Annotated in this window: 19 protein-coding genes; 16 read left to right on the top strand and 3 right to left on the bottom strand. The window is 61.4% G+C overall.

Annotated features, from left to right (window positions below; all coding sequences use genetic code 11):
- The first annotated feature begins 185 nt into the window (after positions 1-185).
- From DSM14862_RS06060 to tpiA, 5 genes are all read left to right on the top strand, one after another.
- A complete protein-coding gene (locus DSM14862_RS06060) occupies positions 186-1,397 on the top strand; it encodes a glycerophosphodiester phosphodiesterase family protein (RefSeq protein WP_007120317.1) in 1,212 nt (403 codons plus the stop codon).
- 114 nt (positions 1,398-1,511) lie between these two features.
- A complete protein-coding gene (locus DSM14862_RS06055) occupies positions 1,512-2,129 on the top strand; it encodes a hypothetical protein (RefSeq protein WP_007120316.1) in 618 nt (205 codons plus the stop codon).
- A 114-nt stretch (positions 2,130-2,243) separates the two neighbouring features.
- Positions 2,244-2,957, top strand: coding sequence for a DUF3307 domain-containing protein (locus DSM14862_RS06050; RefSeq protein WP_007120315.1), 714 nt, complete (start codon positions 2,244-2,246; stop codon positions 2,955-2,957).
- 54 nt (positions 2,958-3,011) lie between these two features.
- Positions 3,012-3,386: a HesB/IscA family protein gene (locus DSM14862_RS06045; protein ID WP_007120314.1), complete on the top strand. Its 375-nt coding sequence runs from the start codon at positions 3,012-3,014 to the stop codon at positions 3,384-3,386.
- 85 nt (positions 3,387-3,471) lie between these two features.
- Positions 3,472-4,221, top strand: a complete 750-nt coding sequence (gene tpiA / locus DSM14862_RS06040; protein WP_007120313.1) for a triose-phosphate isomerase — start codon at positions 3,472-3,474, stop codon at positions 4,219-4,221.
- 45 nt (positions 4,222-4,266) lie between these two features.
- Here the strand turns inward: tpiA and DSM14862_RS06035 are convergent, their stop codons facing one another.
- Positions 4,267-4,728 (bottom strand): Lrp/AsnC family transcriptional regulator, encoded by a 462-nt coding sequence (locus DSM14862_RS06035; RefSeq protein WP_007120312.1) that lies wholly within the window; start codon positions 4,726-4,728, stop codon positions 4,267-4,269.
- A 143-nt stretch (positions 4,729-4,871) separates the two neighbouring features.
- Between DSM14862_RS06035 and cysG the strand changes: the two genes are divergently transcribed.
- From cysG to DSM14862_RS05980, 11 genes are all read left to right on the top strand, one after another.
- On the top strand, positions 4,872-6,266 hold the full coding sequence (cysG, locus tag DSM14862_RS06030; protein WP_007120311.1) for a siroheme synthase CysG: 1,395 nt from the start codon (positions 4,872-4,874) through the stop codon (positions 6,264-6,266).
- A gap of 1 nt (position 6,267) precedes the next feature.
- Positions 6,268-6,564 carry a DUF2849 domain-containing protein gene (locus tag DSM14862_RS06025; RefSeq protein WP_007120310.1) on the top strand — a complete coding sequence of 99 codons (297 nt, stop codon included), beginning with the start codon at positions 6,268-6,270 and terminating at the stop codon, positions 6,562-6,564.
- Entirely contained in the window at positions 6,564-8,240 is a 1,677-nt protein-coding gene (locus DSM14862_RS06020; protein ID WP_007120309.1) for a nitrite/sulfite reductase, read from the top strand. The genes DSM14862_RS06025 and DSM14862_RS06020 overlap by 1 nt, the downstream gene beginning before the upstream one ends.
- Positions 8,230-9,021 (top strand): phosphoadenylyl-sulfate reductase, encoded by a 792-nt coding sequence (locus tag DSM14862_RS06015; RefSeq protein WP_007120308.1) that lies wholly within the window; start codon positions 8,230-8,232, stop codon positions 9,019-9,021. Before DSM14862_RS06020 ends, DSM14862_RS06015 begins: the two co-directional genes overlap by 11 nt.
- Positions 9,018-9,419, top strand: coding sequence for a DUF934 domain-containing protein (locus DSM14862_RS06010; protein WP_007120307.1), 402 nt, complete (start codon positions 9,018-9,020; stop codon positions 9,417-9,419). Before DSM14862_RS06015 ends, DSM14862_RS06010 begins: the two co-directional genes overlap by 4 nt.
- Positions 9,420-9,494: 75 nt before the next feature.
- Entirely contained in the window at positions 9,495-10,343 is an 849-nt protein-coding gene (locus DSM14862_RS06005) for a ferredoxin--NADP reductase (RefSeq protein ID WP_007120306.1), read from the top strand.
- Positions 10,344-10,531: 188 nt separating this feature from the next.
- A complete protein-coding gene (locus DSM14862_RS06000; protein WP_007120305.1) occupies positions 10,532-10,792 on the top strand; it encodes a hypothetical protein in 261 nt (86 codons plus the stop codon).
- A 65-nt stretch (positions 10,793-10,857) separates the two neighbouring features.
- Positions 10,858-11,511, top strand: coding sequence for an SDR family NAD(P)-dependent oxidoreductase (locus DSM14862_RS05995; RefSeq protein ID WP_040701498.1), 654 nt, complete (start codon positions 10,858-10,860; stop codon positions 11,509-11,511).
- A gap of 72 nt (positions 11,512-11,583) precedes the next feature.
- Positions 11,584-12,369 (top strand): 5'/3'-nucleotidase SurE, encoded by a 786-nt coding sequence (gene surE / locus DSM14862_RS05990; RefSeq protein ID WP_007120303.1) that lies wholly within the window; start codon positions 11,584-11,586, stop codon positions 12,367-12,369.
- On the top strand, positions 12,366-13,022 hold the full coding sequence (locus tag DSM14862_RS05985; protein WP_007120302.1) for a protein-L-isoaspartate(D-aspartate) O-methyltransferase: 657 nt from the start codon (positions 12,366-12,368) through the stop codon (positions 13,020-13,022). Before surE ends, DSM14862_RS05985 begins: the two co-directional genes overlap by 4 nt.
- 55 nt (positions 13,023-13,077) lie before the next feature.
- On the top strand, positions 13,078-14,340 hold the full coding sequence (locus DSM14862_RS05980) for a peptidoglycan DD-metalloendopeptidase family protein (RefSeq protein WP_208855122.1): 1,263 nt from the start codon (positions 13,078-13,080) through the stop codon (positions 14,338-14,340).
- Positions 14,341-14,404: 64 nt separating this feature from the next.
- Here the strand turns inward: DSM14862_RS05980 and DSM14862_RS05975 are convergent, their stop codons facing one another.
- Both DSM14862_RS05975 and tatC read right to left on the bottom strand, forming a co-directional pair.
- Positions 14,405-15,253, bottom strand: a complete 849-nt coding sequence (locus tag DSM14862_RS05975) for an ATP-binding protein (protein WP_007120300.1) — start codon at positions 15,251-15,253, stop codon at positions 14,405-14,407.
- Complete coding sequence (gene tatC, locus DSM14862_RS05970) at positions 15,250-16,107, bottom strand: twin-arginine translocase subunit TatC (RefSeq protein WP_007120299.1); 858 nt, start codon at positions 16,105-16,107, stop codon at positions 15,250-15,252. Before tatC ends, DSM14862_RS05975 begins: the two co-directional genes overlap by 4 nt.
- Positions 16,108-16,111: the final 4 nt, after the last annotated feature.

Genomic DNA, 16,111 nt, shown 5'->3' with positions numbered 1-16,111 from the left:
GCCTGCTTCACAATGCGAAGAAATAGCGCCGTCAATGCACGACATTGGCGGCGCTTTCTGTTAGCCATATCCCGCCGATTACACCCGCAGTCCATTGTTCATTTGACTGACATCACGCTGTCGTGAAACCGTTACAGAGGCACCTCATAGAAGCCCCAGAACTTCATTCACGAACGGATAACATCATGCGTAAACTTATTTCTTTTGCCGCTCTGGCCCTCACGCCCGGTATGGCGCTGGCCGATGCCCATGCCGCCGCCACGCCTGTCGAATACGGCCCCCGTCCGGCCTATCTGGTGGATAAGCTGCCCGACGGCGCGTTGAAGGACAAGCTGGCGTCCTGCATGGGTCAAGATGCCTCCAAGTCTGATTTCTCCATCGGTCACCGTGGCGCGCCGCTGATGTTTCCCGAACATACTGTGCAATCCAACGTCGCTGCGGCCCGCATGGGCGCAGGCATTCTGGAATGCGACGTGACCTTCACTGCCGATCATGAACTGGTCTGCCGTCACGCGCAGAACGATCTGCACACCACCACCAACATCCTCGTCTCCGATCTGGCTGAAAAATGCACGACTGGCTTTACCGCTGCCGCGGGCGACACGCCCGCCAGCGCCGAATGCCGCACCTCTGACATCACCTTGGAAGAGTTCCGCACCCTGACCCCGAAGATGGACAGCGCCGACAATACCGCCACGACGGCCGAAGACTATCAAGGCGGTGTGGCGACCTTCCGCACCCAGCTTTACAGCGACAAAGCCGATCTGATGACCCATGCGGAATCCATCGACCTGTTCAAATCCTTGGGCGCCAAGTTCACCCCCGAGCTAAAATCCGCTTCCGTCGAGATGCCCCATGATGGTTTTTCACAGGAAGATTACGCGCAAAAGCTGGTCGATGAATATGTCGCCGCTGGCATCCCCGCCTCTGATGTCTGGCCACAGTCCTTCAACCTCGACGATGTGCTCTATTGGGTTGAAAACACACCCGAATTCGGTAAGCAGGCCGTTTATCTGGTGCAGTGGGAAGATGGTTTTGACGAACAGAACCCCGAAACATGGGCCGAAGATTTCGCTGACCTCAAAGCCAAGGGCGTGAATTATCTTGCCCCATCGCTTAACATGCTGCTGACCAACAAGGACGGCGCGATTGCGGGCTCCGATTACGCCATGGCCGCGAAAGAAGCGGGCCTGACCCTGATCGCCTGGACGCTGGAGCGGTCCGGCCCGCTGGCCTCCGGTGGCGGTTGGTACTTCCAGTCGGTTAATGACATCGTGAAAGATGACAGCGACTATCTGGTGGCACTGGATGTGCTGGCCCAAGACGTGGGCGTGGCCGGTGTCTTCTCCGACTGGCCCGCGACTGTGACCTACTACGCGAACTGCATGGGCCTCTGATCCGCCTCACGCTTTTGACCATGTGGGCTGCCCCTCATCGGGCGGCCCTTTTCATTGGCCGGGCTTGCATGGGTTTCGCCTTCCTGCGACATTGTGCGAAACAAGAGGCAAGCCATGGAAACTTGGGCAATTTTTACCGGCGATATCGTGAAATCCACCGCGATGACACGCGCGGAATTGGACGCGGTTTTCGCCCGTCTTGAGGAGGCCGCCGACGCCGTCGCAACTTGGCAAAGCCAGCCCACCCGCATGACCCGCTTTCGCGGTGACGGCTGGCAAATGGCCGTGGCGCCTCAGTTCACCTTTCGCGCGGCCCTCGTGCTGCGCGCAGCCGTGCGCCGGTCCGGCAAGACAGCAGACACACGTTTCGGGATCGGATTGGGTGATGCGCATTTCGCCGGCGATGACCTCTCCCGCGCCGATGGGTCGGCGCTGGTTCGCTCCGGTCACGCGCTTGATGCCATGCCCCGCGCGCGGCGGATGAATGCGCCGGATGCCGCGCTCGGCCTGCGCGCGGCTCTCCCCCTCGCCGACCGGATCGCAGGGAGGTGGACGATGAGGCAGGCCGATGTCGCGTACTATATGCTCGCGCCCGAGCCCCCTGTGCAGGCCAGCCTCGCGCAGCAGTTCGACCTCACCCAGCAAAGCGTGCAGGGCCATGTCGACGCGGCGGGGATCGATGAGTTGCGAGAGGTCTGCGACATACTGGAGGAACGGATGACAGCCCATTGAAGCTGTTATATCTAATTACAGCCAAATAAGACTGTATTTACTTTTGAGATAGACCCTTGTCATAGCCCGCTGCAGCTTTTCAAATGACCCCCACCCCCAACTGCCGGAACTCATATGACCGAACAGGCCATCACCACCGCCCTCGCTTGCCTGCTCGCCCATCTGTTGGCAGATTTCGTCTTTCAGACAAATGCGATGGTGACTGCCAAACGCAAACCCCAAGTGCTCCTGCTGCACGGCGTCATCGTCTTTACCCTGACGGCACTGGCCCTTGGCGGCAGCCTCATCCCCGCCGCCCTTCTCGCCCTCGCCCATGTCGCGATTGATGCGGCCAAAACCTACGCCGTGCCAGAGCAACACCGCGAACGACTTTGGCCCTATCTCACCGATCAGGCCGCGCATCTCGTCACCATCACGCTGCTCGCCTTCTATGCGCCTGAGGCTTTCGCCAGCGGCATCTGGGCCGCCCACAGCACAACGCTCATTCCGCCCGCCCTCTTTCTTGCGGGGCTGATCACCGCCACCCTTGCGGGCGGCCCAGCGGTGGGGGGCCTGATGCTGCCTCATAAGGCGCAGGCCCAGCCCGATGGGCTTGATAATGCGGGCCGTATCATCGGCTTGCTGGAACGTGCGCTGATTTTCCTCATGGTTATGATTGGTGAGCCTGCGGGCATCGGCTTTCTCATCGCGGCAAAATCAATTCTGCGGTTCGATACGGTGAAAAAGAACCAGAAGATCAGCGAATACGTCATTATCGGTACGCTGGCCTCTTTTGGCTGGGCGCTCATCGCGGCCTTTGCCACCAAGGCTGCAATGAATTCCCACTGACGGCTTGAGATCGCCGCCCCGCACCCTTATCTTGGCGGCATAGGAGAATTTCTGATGTTTGGCATACCCGGCAAGCAAGCCGTCACCATGACCCCCAAAGCCGCTGGCCAGATTGCAAAGCTGATGCAATCGGCGGGCCATGCGGGGCTGCGCATTGGCGTCAAAAAAGGCGGCTGTGCAGGCATGGAATATACCATGGATTACGTCGAAGCGACCGACCCTAACGATGAAGTCGTTGAGCAGGACGGCGCGCGGGTAATGATCGCGCCGATGGCGCAGATGTTCCTTTTCGGCACTGAAATCGACTATGAGACAACGCTGCTCGAGTCCGGCTTCAAGTTCCGCAATCCTAATGTGACCGAAGCCTGCGGTTGTGGCGAATCCATCAAGTTCGACGAAAGCCTCAACGAAAGCCTCGGCGCGAAGTAACCGCGCTGGTCAGGGCCACGGCCTTGACGAAAGGCCACGGGCCTGCGAACTGATCTAGCAATATCAACAGATCAGGACGGATCCGATGCGCCCCAAAATCGCCGCCGGCAACTGGAAGATGAACGGCACCGCCGCCTCTTTGGCGGAGCTTCACAGCCTTGCCACTGGCCTGCCCGAAAACCCGCCACAGGTCGTGATCTGCCCGCCCAGCACCCTGCTGTTCCGCGCAACTGACGCGACCCACGGCAGCCCGATCCGGATCGGCGCGCAGGATTGCCATGCCGAAGATGGGGGTGCTTATACGGGCGATATATCTGCCTCCATGGTGGCCGACACCGGGGCGAGCCATGTGATCCTTGGCCATTCCGAACGCCGCGATGCGCATCGCGAGACCGACGCTGATGTGCAAGCCAAGACCTGCGCCGCTTGGGGTGCAGGCCTCACCGCCATCATCTGCATTGGCGAGAGCGAGGCCCAGCGTGACGCAGACCAAACGCTCGACATCATCGGCAGCCAGCTTGATGGCTCCCTCCCCGATGCCGTTGACGCTGAGAATACCGTGATCGCCTATGAGCCCATCTGGGCCATTGGCACCGGTAAAGTGCCCAGCATCGCACAGATCAAAGAAGTGCATGACTTCATCCGCACGCGCCTCATCGATCGTTTCGGTACAGAGATCGGCAATGCGTTGCCCCTACTCTACGGCGGCTCGGTGAAAGCAGCAAATGCGGTCGAGATCTTTGCAGTAGAGAATGTCGACGGCGCGCTTGTCGGCGGGGCCAGCCTCAAGGCTGCGGATTTCGCGCCCATCGTCGCAGCGCTCGCGCAGTCCTAAGAACAACCGGGGCGGCCATCTGAAAAGATGCGCCGCCCCGCGCTTTTACAACGGCAACATTGTCGTCGATTTGATCTCTTCCATCGACAAAAGCGCTGTGACGTTGTGCACCTTCACCTCTGAGATCAGCGCCTGATAGAACACGTCATAGGCCCGCGCATTCTTCACCCGCACCTTCAAAATATAGTCGATATCCCCCGCCAGACGGTGCGCTTCCTGCACCTCGGGCCGGTCCTGTAGCGCCTTGAGAAATGCCGCCTGCCAAGCCGCCTCATGCTCTGACGTGCGGATCAGAACAAAGAAACACGCCTCAAACCCAAGCGCCTCTGAATCCAGCACTACTGTCTGCTGGCCGATCACCCCGGCCTCCCGCAACTTGCGAATGCGATTCCATACAGGGGTCTTCGAAGAGCCCACTTCGCGCGCAATATCGTCCAATGATTGGCTCGCATCGCGCTGAAGCTGCGCCAAAATCTTCCGGTCGGTCTCATCTATTCGGACAGTCATTCTCTTCTCTCTCGCCCTGGCAGGACGTTCATGCTCAACCCTCGGCTAAAGCGAACGCACGTTCTTATCTGCGCCGGTATATAGCCATTTGACGGGAATATTTCCTATATATGAGGTCAAGTCAAACGAGAACAGGGCGCATCATGGATCACTTTCCCATCTTCCTCGCCACTAGCGAGCAAACGATCCTCCTCTCCGGCGGCGGCGAAGCGGCGCTGGCCAAGCTGCGCCTGCTGATGAAGACGAAAGCGGAGCTGCATATCTTTGCGCCGGACGCTGCGCCCGAGATCATGGAATGGCAGGCGGCAGGCAAGCTTACCCTGCACCGCCGCGCGCTCAGCGCTGCCGACCTCCCCGGCGCATTGCTGTTCTACGCCGCCGATGAAGACGACGCATTGGACGCCGAGAACGCAGCCCTTGCCCGCGCGGCAGGCGTCTTGGTCAACATCGTCGACAACCTGCACGACAGCCAGTTCATCACCCCCGCCATCGTCGACCGTGACCCGGTGACCGTGGCCATCGGCACCGAAGGCGCAGCGCCAGTGCTGGCCCGCGCCATCAAGGCTGATCTGGAAGAGCGCTTGCCCGTCACCCTCGGCCCCCTTGCGCGGATCGGCAAAGGCTTTCGCAAGCTGGCCGATGCCCTGCCCATGGGCCGCGCGCGCCGCGACTTCTGGCGCGACTACTATTTCGCCGCCGGCCCCCGCGCCATGGCCGAAGGCAAAGTTGCCGTGCGCCCGGCACTGAAAGACCTGCTGCAAGCTCACCTCACCCGCGAAGCCCGCGAGGGCCATGTGGCCTTTGTCGGCGGCGGCCCCGGCGATCCGGAACTGCTGACCCTCAAGGCCCGCCGCGCGTTGGATGAAGCTGATGTGGTGATCTACGACCGCTTGATCAGCCCCGAGATTCTCGAACTCGCCCGCCGCGAAGCGCTGATGATCGACGTGGGTAAAGAGGGCTTTGGCCCCTCCACTGCCCAAGACCACATCAACGCGCTGCTGGTCGAACACGCCCAGAGCGGCGCGCAGGTGGTGCGGTTGAAATCCGGCGATGCCACCGTCTTTGGCCGCCTCGACGAAGAGATCGACGCGGTCGACGCCCATGACATCGGCTGGCACATCGTGCCCGGCATCACCGCGGCCTCTGCCGCCGTGGCGGGCATCGGCCAAAGCCTGACCAAACGCGGCCGCAATGCCTCGGTCCGGTTCCTGACTGGGCATGACATGAAGGGCTTCGCCGATCATGATTGGGCCGCCCTTGCACGCCCGAACGAGGTCGCCGCGATCTATATGGGCAAAAAATCCGCCCGCTTTGTCCAAGGTCGCCTGCTGATGCACGGTGCTGACCGCGCCACGCCCGTCACCGTGATCGAAAACGCCTCGCGCGCCGATCAACGGGTGCTGTCCACCACGCTCAACGACCTGCCACGCGATCTGGCCGATGCCGAAATGACCGGCCCCGCGCTCACCTTCTACGGCCTCGCCCCGCGCGCCGCCGTCCAAGCTGCCCATGAAACCCCGCTAGAGGAGCTGGCCTGATATGCCCAAGCCTTTCACCCCCAAGGTCATCACCGCCAACGCGCTTCTCGAAGGCGATGTCATCTATCAAACCGCCACAGGCTGGACCCGCAGCCTCGCCGAGGCCGAAGTGCTGACCGATGAGGCCGACGCCGACCTGCGCATGATCGACGCGCTGACCCAGCATGAACTGGTCGTCGGCGTCTACCTCGCCGATGTGGCCCCCGAGGCGGGCGGCCCCAAGCCCACGCACTTCCGCGAAGAGTTCCGCGCCAAAGGCCCGTCGAACTACGCCCACGGCAAACAGGAGACCCTGTGATGTATAGCTATACCGAGTTCGACGACAAATTCCTCGCCGAGCGCAACGCCCAGTTCCGCGCCCAAGTCGAGCGCCGCATCGACGGCTCGCTGACCGAGGATGAGTTCAAACCCCTGCGCCTGATGAACGGCCTCTACCTGCAGCTGCACGCCTATATGCTGCGCGTAGCGATCCCCTATGGCACGCTCAACAGCGCCCAGATGGACCAGCTCGCCTATGTCGCCGAGAAATGGGACAAGGGCTACGGCCACTTCACCACGCGCCAGAACATCCAGTACAACTGGCCAGAACTGCGCGACGTGCCTGACATGCTCGACGCTTTGGCTGAGGTGAAGCTGCACGCGATCCAAACCTCCGGCAACACGATCCGCAACGTAACCGCCGACCATTTCGCCGGTGCCGCCGCTGATGAGGTGGCCGATCCCCGCCCCGTGGCCGAGTTGATCCGCCAATGGTCCACCGACCACCCGGAATTCCAGTTCCTGCCGCGCAAATTCAAGGTCGCCGTCACCGGTGCCGCCGCTGACCGCGCGGTGATCAAAGCCCATGACATCGGCCTGCGCATTGTGGAGCGTGACGGCGAGCAGGGTTTCGAAGTCATTGTCGGCGGTGGCCTTGGCCGCACCCCGATGATCGGCAAGGTGCTCTATGATTTCGTCACCGCCGACGATCTGCTGCCCACGCTCGAAGCCATCGTCAGCGTCTATAACGTGCTGGGCCGCCGCGATAACAAATATAAAGCGCGGATCAAGATCACGGTCCACGAGAACGGCATCGAAGACATCCGCGCCCGTGTCGACGCGCAATACGCCCTGATCCGCGGCCAGTTCACCGGCCTCGACCAGCAAATGCTGTCGCGCATCGAAGCCGATTTCGCAGCACCCGAATTCAAAACCGCCCCCCTCGCAGCTTACGAATCCGCCTATACCAACGATCCCGTCTTCCGCGCCTGGGCCGACACCAACCTCGCCGATCACCGTGCACCGGGCTATGCCATCGTGTCCATCAGCCTCAAGGCCCATGGCGCCACGCCGGGCGACGCCAGTGCCGACCAAATGCGCGTGATGGCCGACCTCGCGCGCCGCTTTGGCCATGACGAGCTGCGCATCAGCCATGAGCAAAACGTGATCCTGCCCCACGTCCACCGCAACGACCTGCCAGAACTGCACGCCGTCTTGAAAGCGGCCAAACTCGCCACCGCCAACATCGGCCTGATCTCGGACATCATCGCCTGCCCCGGCATGGACTATTGCGCGCTGGCCACCGCCCGCTCGATCCCCATCGCCCAAGAGATCGCCACCCGCTTTGACGAGCTGAAGCTGGAGCATGACGTCGGCCCGCTCAAGATCAAGATCTCTGGCTGCATCAACGCCTGCGGCCACCACCACGTGGGGCACATCGGCATCCTCGGCCTCGACCGCGCGGGCGTGGAGAACTACCAGATCACGCTCGGCGGCGACGGCACCGAAAACGCCAGCATCGGTGAGCGCGCCGGCCCCGGATTCTCGGCAGAGGAAATCATCCCGGCCATCGAGCGTCTGGTGCTGGGGTATCTCGACCTGCGCAACGATCCTACCGAGACCTTCCTGCAAGCCTACCGCCGCCTTGGCCTCGCGCCGTTCAAATCCGTGCTCTACCCCGAAGCGGCGGAGAAGGATCGGGCCAATGCCGCTTGATACCCCTAAATTTCATCCTTTCTCAAATACCGCTGCGCGACCCTCTGAGGGGTTGCGCGCGGTCGAAAAGAAGGTGGCACAGCTCAACGCGGATCTGCGCCACCACGGCGCGACCGATGTCATCCGCCGCGCCTATGCTGAGATCGAAACCCTCACGCTGGTTTCCAGTTTCGGCGCCGAATCGGTGACGCTGCTGCATCTCGCAGCCATGGTCACGCGCGATATCCCGGTGCTTTTCATCGACACCGAGATGCTGTTTGCCGAGACCCTGGTTTATCAGCAAGAACTCAGCGAACGCCTAGGCCTGCGCAATGTCACCACCCTGCGCAGTGATGAGATCGCGGCGCAGGATCCAGACGGCACGTTGCACCAATATGACACCGACGCCTGCTGCGCCCTGCGCAAAACGCGGCCCTTACAAAACGCGCTGGCCGGGTATGACGGCTGGATCACCGGGCGCAAACGCTTTCAATCGGGCAGCCGCGCGACGCTGGACTTCTTTGAGGTGGAAATTCCCAAAGACGGTGCCGCCCCACGCATCAAGGTGAATCCGCTCGCCTATTGGGCCACGTCTGATGTGGCTGACTATATCACCGAGAACCGCCTGCCCCGGCATCCGCTGGTCGCTAAGGGCTACCCCTCAATCGGCTGCGCGCCCTGCACTTCGCCCGTCGCACCGGGCGAAGACCCGCGCGCCGGGCGCTGGCGCGATCAGAACAAAGAAGAATGCGGCATCCATTTTGTGAACGGCAAAGTGGTCCGAACAGGAGACAAGACATGAGCGTACTCGTAACCGACAAAGGTTTCACCGCCGACGATTGGACCCATGGCTATTGCGGCGATGGTGCGGCGAATGACTGCCGCGCCGTTGATCTGGCTTCTGACGCCGATGCCCATGCGCTGACCCTCACCCCGGCGCTGGAGATGATCCGTGTCGCGTTTCCCTCTTTCGCGGACGGACGTGGCTTCACCATCGCGCGGACCTTGCGGCTGCGCGGCTACAAGGGTCGTTTGCGCGCCAAGGGGCATGTGCTGGCCGATCAATATGCGATGGCGCGGCGCGCGGGTTTTGATGAGGTCGAAATCGACGATGATCTTGCCGCCCGTCAGCCCGAAGACCAGTGGCTCGCCCGCGCCGACTGGCAAGCGCATAACTATCAGGCTCGCCTGCGTGGCTGACCCATGGGCGCGATGATTGCCCTCACCCCTTTCATGCCATAAGTAGAGGCCGCAATCCGATTTGCGGAAACCCATATGACCGAGCAAACCAAAGTGAACCAGACCGCCGCCAAACCCGTCCCAACGTTGCCTGACGCCCAGAGTGTGACTTCCGTCACCCATTGGACGGACCAGCTGTTTTCGTTCCGTGTGTCGCGGCCTGCGTCCTTGCGCTTTCGCTCGGGCGAGTTCGTGATGATCGGCCTGATGGGCGACCCGCATCCCGAAACGGGCAAGCAAAAACCGCTGCTGCGTGCCTATTCTATCGCCTCGCCTGCGTGGGATGATGAGTTGGAGTTCTATTCGATCAAGGTGCAGGACGGGCCTCTGACCTCGAAACTGCAACACATCCAACCCGGCGATCAGATCATTCTGCGGCCCAAACCCGTGGGCACGCTGGTGCATGACGCGCTGCTGCCCGGCAACCGGTTGTGGATGTTCGCAACAGGCACCGGCTTTGCGCCCTTCGCCAGCCTGCTGCGCGAGCCAGAAACTTACGAGAAATTCGACGAAGTCATCGTCACCCACACATGCCGCGATGTGGCAGAGTTGGAGTATGGCCGCCAGCTGATCGAAGGGCTGAAGTCTGACGAGCTGATGCAAGAGCTGATCGGCACCGAAAACCTCGCTAAGATTCGCTATTATCCGACCACCACCCGCGAAGAGAGCCCCAAGATGGGCCGGATCACCAATCTCTTGCAGGATGGCAGCGTGTTCAAAGATCTGGGCGTGCCGCAAATCAACGCCACCCACGACCGCGCCATGGTCTGCGGCAGCCTTGGGTTTAACAAAGATATTATGGAGATTCTCGAAGGCTTTGGTCTGACCGAGGGTGCTAACTCCGACCCCCAGCATTTCGTCGTTGAAAAGGCCTTTGTTGGCTAATCTAAATTAAGCTTTCCGAAAGGTCGCAACGTTACACCAAGCATCGTCGGCGCTGCGTTGCCGACGATCAGGCAGAACCCTGCGCATCTAAAATCCGCCCCCTTTCGCCGCACTGCGGCAAGGGTTAGCTGACGGCTTGCACGCGCGGGGGACTGCCGCGCGGAACGTAACAAGGCGAAAGGCATATCATGGCGAGCACTGGGACCCCGACCCCTAAGAAAGTCACCGATCTGGCAACCGAAAAAGCCGACCTGTCCAACACGGCGCTGATTGGCATCTTTGGCAGCGACTCCACGCCCGGCGCACTGATCCGCGAAGGCGGTGGCAAAATTTCTCGCGTCGAAGTCGGCGATCAAGTTGCTGGCGGCGTTGTGGCGGCGATAGGACAGGGCACACTCGTCCTCTCCAGCCGTCGCGGCAACAAAGTCCTGCGCTTGCCGCAAGGCTAATGCGTCCAAAGAGGCGCGACACCGCGCCTCTTGACCTGCCGCGCGGGGCAGTGCACATCGCGGTTATGAGCAAGACAGCATTAATCACCGGCGCGTCGCGCGGCCTTGGGGCCGCATTGGCAGAGGCTTTGGCCCCTACCCATCACATCATCGCAGTGGGCCGTACGACCGGCGCGTTGGAAGAATTGGATGACCGTATCCAAGCCAAGGGTGGCAGTGCCACATTGGCTCCGATGGACATCACCAACGCCGATGCGATGGCCGTGCTCTGCCGTGGTATCCACGACCGTTGGGGCGGGCTTGACCTCTGGTTCCACTGCGCAGTTCATGCCGCGCCCTTAACGCCGACCGATCACATCGACACCAAGGATATGGAAAAATCCATCGCCGGTAACATCACGGCTACCGCGCGGCTGATCACTTTCGTCTCGCCACTTTTGGGGGCGGATGGCACAGCGATCTTCTTTGACGACCCGCGCGCTGGCACGAAGTTCTTTGGCAGCTACGGCGCCACCAAGGCCGCGCAAATCGCACTGGCAACCTCTTGGCAGGCTGAGACCGCGCAGATCGGCCCGCGCGTGCATATCGTCACGCCCGAGCCGATGCCCACCGCCACCCGCGCGCGTTTCTTCCCCGGTGAAGACCGCGCCGCGTTAAGCGATACTGCCACGCAGGCCGCTGCGGTATTGGCGCAACTTTCGGAAAACTCCGCCTCCTGAACCGCGCGGCACCGGCGCGCTGCGCTTGCCGCCGGTCCGCCCCTCGCCTATCAAGGCAAAAAGGGGCCTTTCATGCGTATTCTGATTACCAACGATGACGGCATTAACGCGCCCGGTCTGGCCGTGCTGCGCGCCATTGCCGAAGAATTGGCCGGGCCCGAGGGCGAGGTATGGACCGTTGCGCCTGCGTTTGAGCAATCCGGTGTGGGCCATTGCATCAGCTACACCAAGCCGATGATGATCTCGCAATTGGACGACCGCGTCTTTGCCACCGAAGGCTCTCCTGCCGATTGCGTGCTTGCCGCGATCCATGACACGATGACGGCAGCGCCCCCCGATCTGGTGCTTTCCGGCGTGAACCGGGGCAATAACGCCGCTGAGAACGCGCTTTACTCTGGCACTCTTGGGGGCGCGATTGAGGCCGCTTTGCAAGGTTTGCCCGCCATCGCCCTGTCGCAATACTATGGCCCCGCCAACCGCGATCTTGCCGATCCGTTTGAGGCGGCAGCCCAACACGGCGTTGAAACCTGCCGCCGCATTCTGGACCACAGCCCCAGCGAAGACGCCGCCTATGGCCTGTTCTACAACGTGAACTTCCCCCCCGTCGCGGGTGCCGACGTGCGCGGCATCCAACTGGCCCCTCAAGGCCGTCGCCCCGGCACCGGTTTTTCGACCGAAGCGCATCTGTCGCCCTCGGGTCGTCGCTTTTTGTGGATCAAGGGCGGCGATCAGCGCGTGCAAACAGCGCCCGGCAGTGACGCCTGCGTGAACCTTGATGGCTATGTTTCGGTCACCCCGATGCGCTGTGACCTGACGGACCACGCAGCGCTTGAAACATTGTCAGGCATCAACGGATGAACGAAGAGCCGATCTCTGAGGCGGAACGCAAGATGCAGTTCCTCTACGCGCTACGCTCCAAAGGCGTGACCGATGCGCGCGTGCTGACAGCGATGGAAGCGATCGACCGCGGCCCCTTTATCCGCGGTCTCTTTGCCAGCCGCGCCTATGAGGACATGCCCCTGCCCATCGCCTGCGGCCAGACCATCAGCCAGCCCTCGGTCGTGGGGTTGATGAGCCAGGCCTTGCAAGTATCGTCGCGCGATAAGGTGCTCGAAATCGGCACCGGCTCGGGCTATCAGGCGGCGATCCTGAGCAAGCTCGCGCGGCGGGTCTATACAATCGACCGACACCGCCGTTTGGTGCAAGAGGCGCGTGGCGTGTTTGAGGCGATGGATCTCAACAACATCACCGCGATCACCGCCGACGGCAGCTTTGGCCTGGCCGAGCAGGCGCCATTCGACCGGATCATCGTGACCGCCGCCGCCGAAGACCCGCCCGGCCCCCTGCTCGCCCAGCTTAAAGAAGGTGGCATCATGGTGCTGCCCGTGGGCCAATCCGACACCGTGCAACACCTCATCCGCGTGCGAAAGACCGCCGATGGGCTGGAATACGACGAATTGCGTGCCGTGCGCTTTGTCCCCCTGCTGGAAGGCTTGGGCAAGGACGGTTAATAGGTTAGAGAGACAGCGCCCCATACCATTCAGGGGCGAAGATGAGGACATGCAGATGCGCCAAACACGATTGCGCCGCCCCACGCGGCTGACCCTAATGGCCGGATCCAGTGCGATATTGCTGGCCGGTTGCGAAAATCAGCCGCTTGATTACGATATGCGCAGTACTTTTGGCGATGGTTTTTCAACTGCAGAGGCCGCGCGCGGCCCGCTTGCCGACCGACCCAAAGCCGATGCGCGGGGCGTGATTGCTTACCCCAATTACCAAGTCGCCGTCGCGCGCCGGGGTGATACGCTGGCGGATGTGGCCGCGCGCGTGGGGACCGACAGCAACGAATTGGCCCGCTATAATGGCATCGAACTGGGCGTGCCACTGCGCCAAGGAGAGATCATCGCCCTGCCGCGCCGCGTGGCCGAACCCGCGCCCGGCACCAATGGCAGTGTTGATATCACCACCCTCGCGGGCAGTGCCATCGACCGCGCGCCTGCGACCCCCAATGTGCAAACCCAAAGCCTGCCGCCCGCAAGCAGCAGCATCAGCACTCCTGCGCCTCGTCCAGCACCATCGCCCCAGCCCGCACCATCGCCATCGACAGAACCGGTGCGCCACCGGGTCGAACGGGGCGAGACGGCTTATACCGTTGCGCGGCTTTACAACGTACCGGTTAAGGCGCTGGCCGAGTGGAATGGCCTTGGCCCTGATTTCGCGATCCGTGAAGGGCAATTCCTTTTGATCCCGGTTGAGAAACAAGCGCCCCCACGTCAAGCAACAAACACCGCTTCCAGCGCCACTGCATCGCCTCCCCCGCCACCGGTCACCAGCGCGCCGGGCGCGGGCAGCCCCACGCCGACGCCACCGTCGGCGGCCAAGCCGCTGCCGCAGGATGAGGCCGCCAAACCTCTGCCGCCCAAGATCGAACCAAAAGAACCTGTCGCCGATGTCGGCAAGCCGACTGCACCTGCCAAAGCCTCCAAGATGACACCGCCCGTCCAAGGCTCGATCATCCGTGCCTATTCGAAGGGCAAGAACGAGGGCATCAACATCCAAGGCAGCCCCGGTGCGCCGGTGAAGGCCGCCGAAGGTGGCACTGTCGCCGCCATTACCAAAAGTGCCGAGGGCATCCCGATTGTCGTGGTGCGTCACCCCGACAACCTGCTGACCGTCTATGCAAATGTGGATGGCGTGAACGTCGCCAAAGGCGACACTGTCAGCCGCGGCCAGCAGATCGCCAAGCTGCGCAGCGGATCGGAATCGCATGTGCATTTCGAGGTGCGCAAAGGGTTCGAAAGCGTCGATCCGACGCCCTACATTCAGTAAGACAACAAACAAAGGGGTCTGCAGATATTGCAGACCCCTTTGTTACACTCCGACAGATCGCGGATCAGCCGCCTGAGACGGCGACACCCTTTCGGCCAGCCAAGTCCACAAAATATTGCCACGCCACACGGCCTGAACGCGCACCGCGTGTTGCCTGCCATTCTACCGCTTCCGCGCGCAGAGTGTCGTCATCGATCTTGACGCCAAACGCATCGCAATAGCCGCGGATCATCGCCAAATATTGGTCCTGATCGCAGGGGTGGAACCCCAGCCAAAGCCCGAACCGATCAGAGAGAGAGACCTTCTCTTCGACCGCCTCGGAAGGGTTAATCGCACTGCCACGCTCATTCTCGATCATATCACGCGGCATAAGGTGACGGCGGTTGGAGGTGGCATAGAGCACGACGTTATCAGGCCGCCCTTCGATACCGCCATCAAGCACGGCCTTCAGCGACTTATAATGCGCGTCATCATGGCCAAAGCTGAGATCATCGCAGAACAAGATAAACCGCTGCGACGCACCGCGAAGTAGGCTTAGCAAACGCCCGACTGAAGGCAGATCTTCGCGCTGCAACTCTACGATCCGCAGGCCTTCATGTGATGCTTGAACATCCGCATGTATCGCTTTGACAAGGCTTGATTTCCCCATACCGCGCGCGCCCCATAGAAGCGCATTATTGGCGGGCAATCCGGCCGCAAACTGGCGCGTGTTGGCCAGCAACGTATCCCGCGCACGGTCGACGCCAATCAGCAGCGGCAGATCAATTCGCGCAACCTTTGCCACCGGAACCAGACGGTCGGGGTCTGTATGCCAGACAAAGGCCGTCGCCGCGTCAAAGTCGGGGGCTGAAAGCGGCGCCGGAGACATACGTTCCAGCGCCGCCGCGATGCGGTCCATAGGATCATCAATCACAGCAGGTCTTCCTCGTCCTCATCATCGAAGTAACCTTCTTCGCGCAGTTTTTCGTCGCGCTTTGTCTCTACACGGCGCACGAGGAAAATCGAGATTTCGTAGAGGCCGTAGACCACGACGAAGAGGATCACCTGCGTGATCACATCCGGCGGTGTGACAAGAGCTGCCAGTAGGAGGATCGCCACCACAGCATATTTACGTACGTTTCCCAAACCCTCGGAGCTGACCAGTCCGGCCTTGCCCATAAGGGTCAGCAAAACGGGCAGCTGAAAGCACAGACCAAAAGCCACGATAAACTTGATGGTGAGCGACAAATACTCCTGCGCCGAGCCTTGGAAGGCAATGGCCGCAATGCCGTTCTCACCATCCGGTCCCTCACCGACGAGCGTGCCCGCCTGCTGGAACCCGAGGAAGAAATCGAACGCCAGCGGGGTGACGACGTAGAAGGCAAAGGAGGCGCCGAGGAAGAACATAGCCGGCGAGGAGATCAGGAAGGGCAGGAACGCGCCCTTCTCGTTTTTATAAAGCCCTGGCGCTACGAAGCGCCACAGCTGGTAGCTGATGAAGGGAAAGCCCAGCACCAGCCCGCCCAAAAGCGAGATCGAGATCGCGACAAAGAAACCTTCCTGCAGTTTGATCAGGATCAGCCCGCAATCTTCTTGCCCCCTCTCTGCCATGGCCGAGCACAGGGGCTCAGTCAGGAAGTTGAAGATCGGGTTCCAAACGGTAAAGCAGATCACCATCCCAATGATGAAAGCGATGACAGAGTGGATGAGCCGCGTGCGCAGCTCGGCCAAATGCTCGATCAGCGGGGCCGAGCTGTCGTCGATATCGTAATCGTCAGAGGCGCTCATTTAA

It is taken from the genome of Sulfitobacter indolifex (assembly GCF_022788655.1).
Lineage (GTDB): Bacteria > Pseudomonadota > Alphaproteobacteria > Rhodobacterales > Rhodobacteraceae > Sulfitobacter > Sulfitobacter indolifex.
This window is presented reverse-complemented; position numbering and strand designations above follow the sequence as displayed.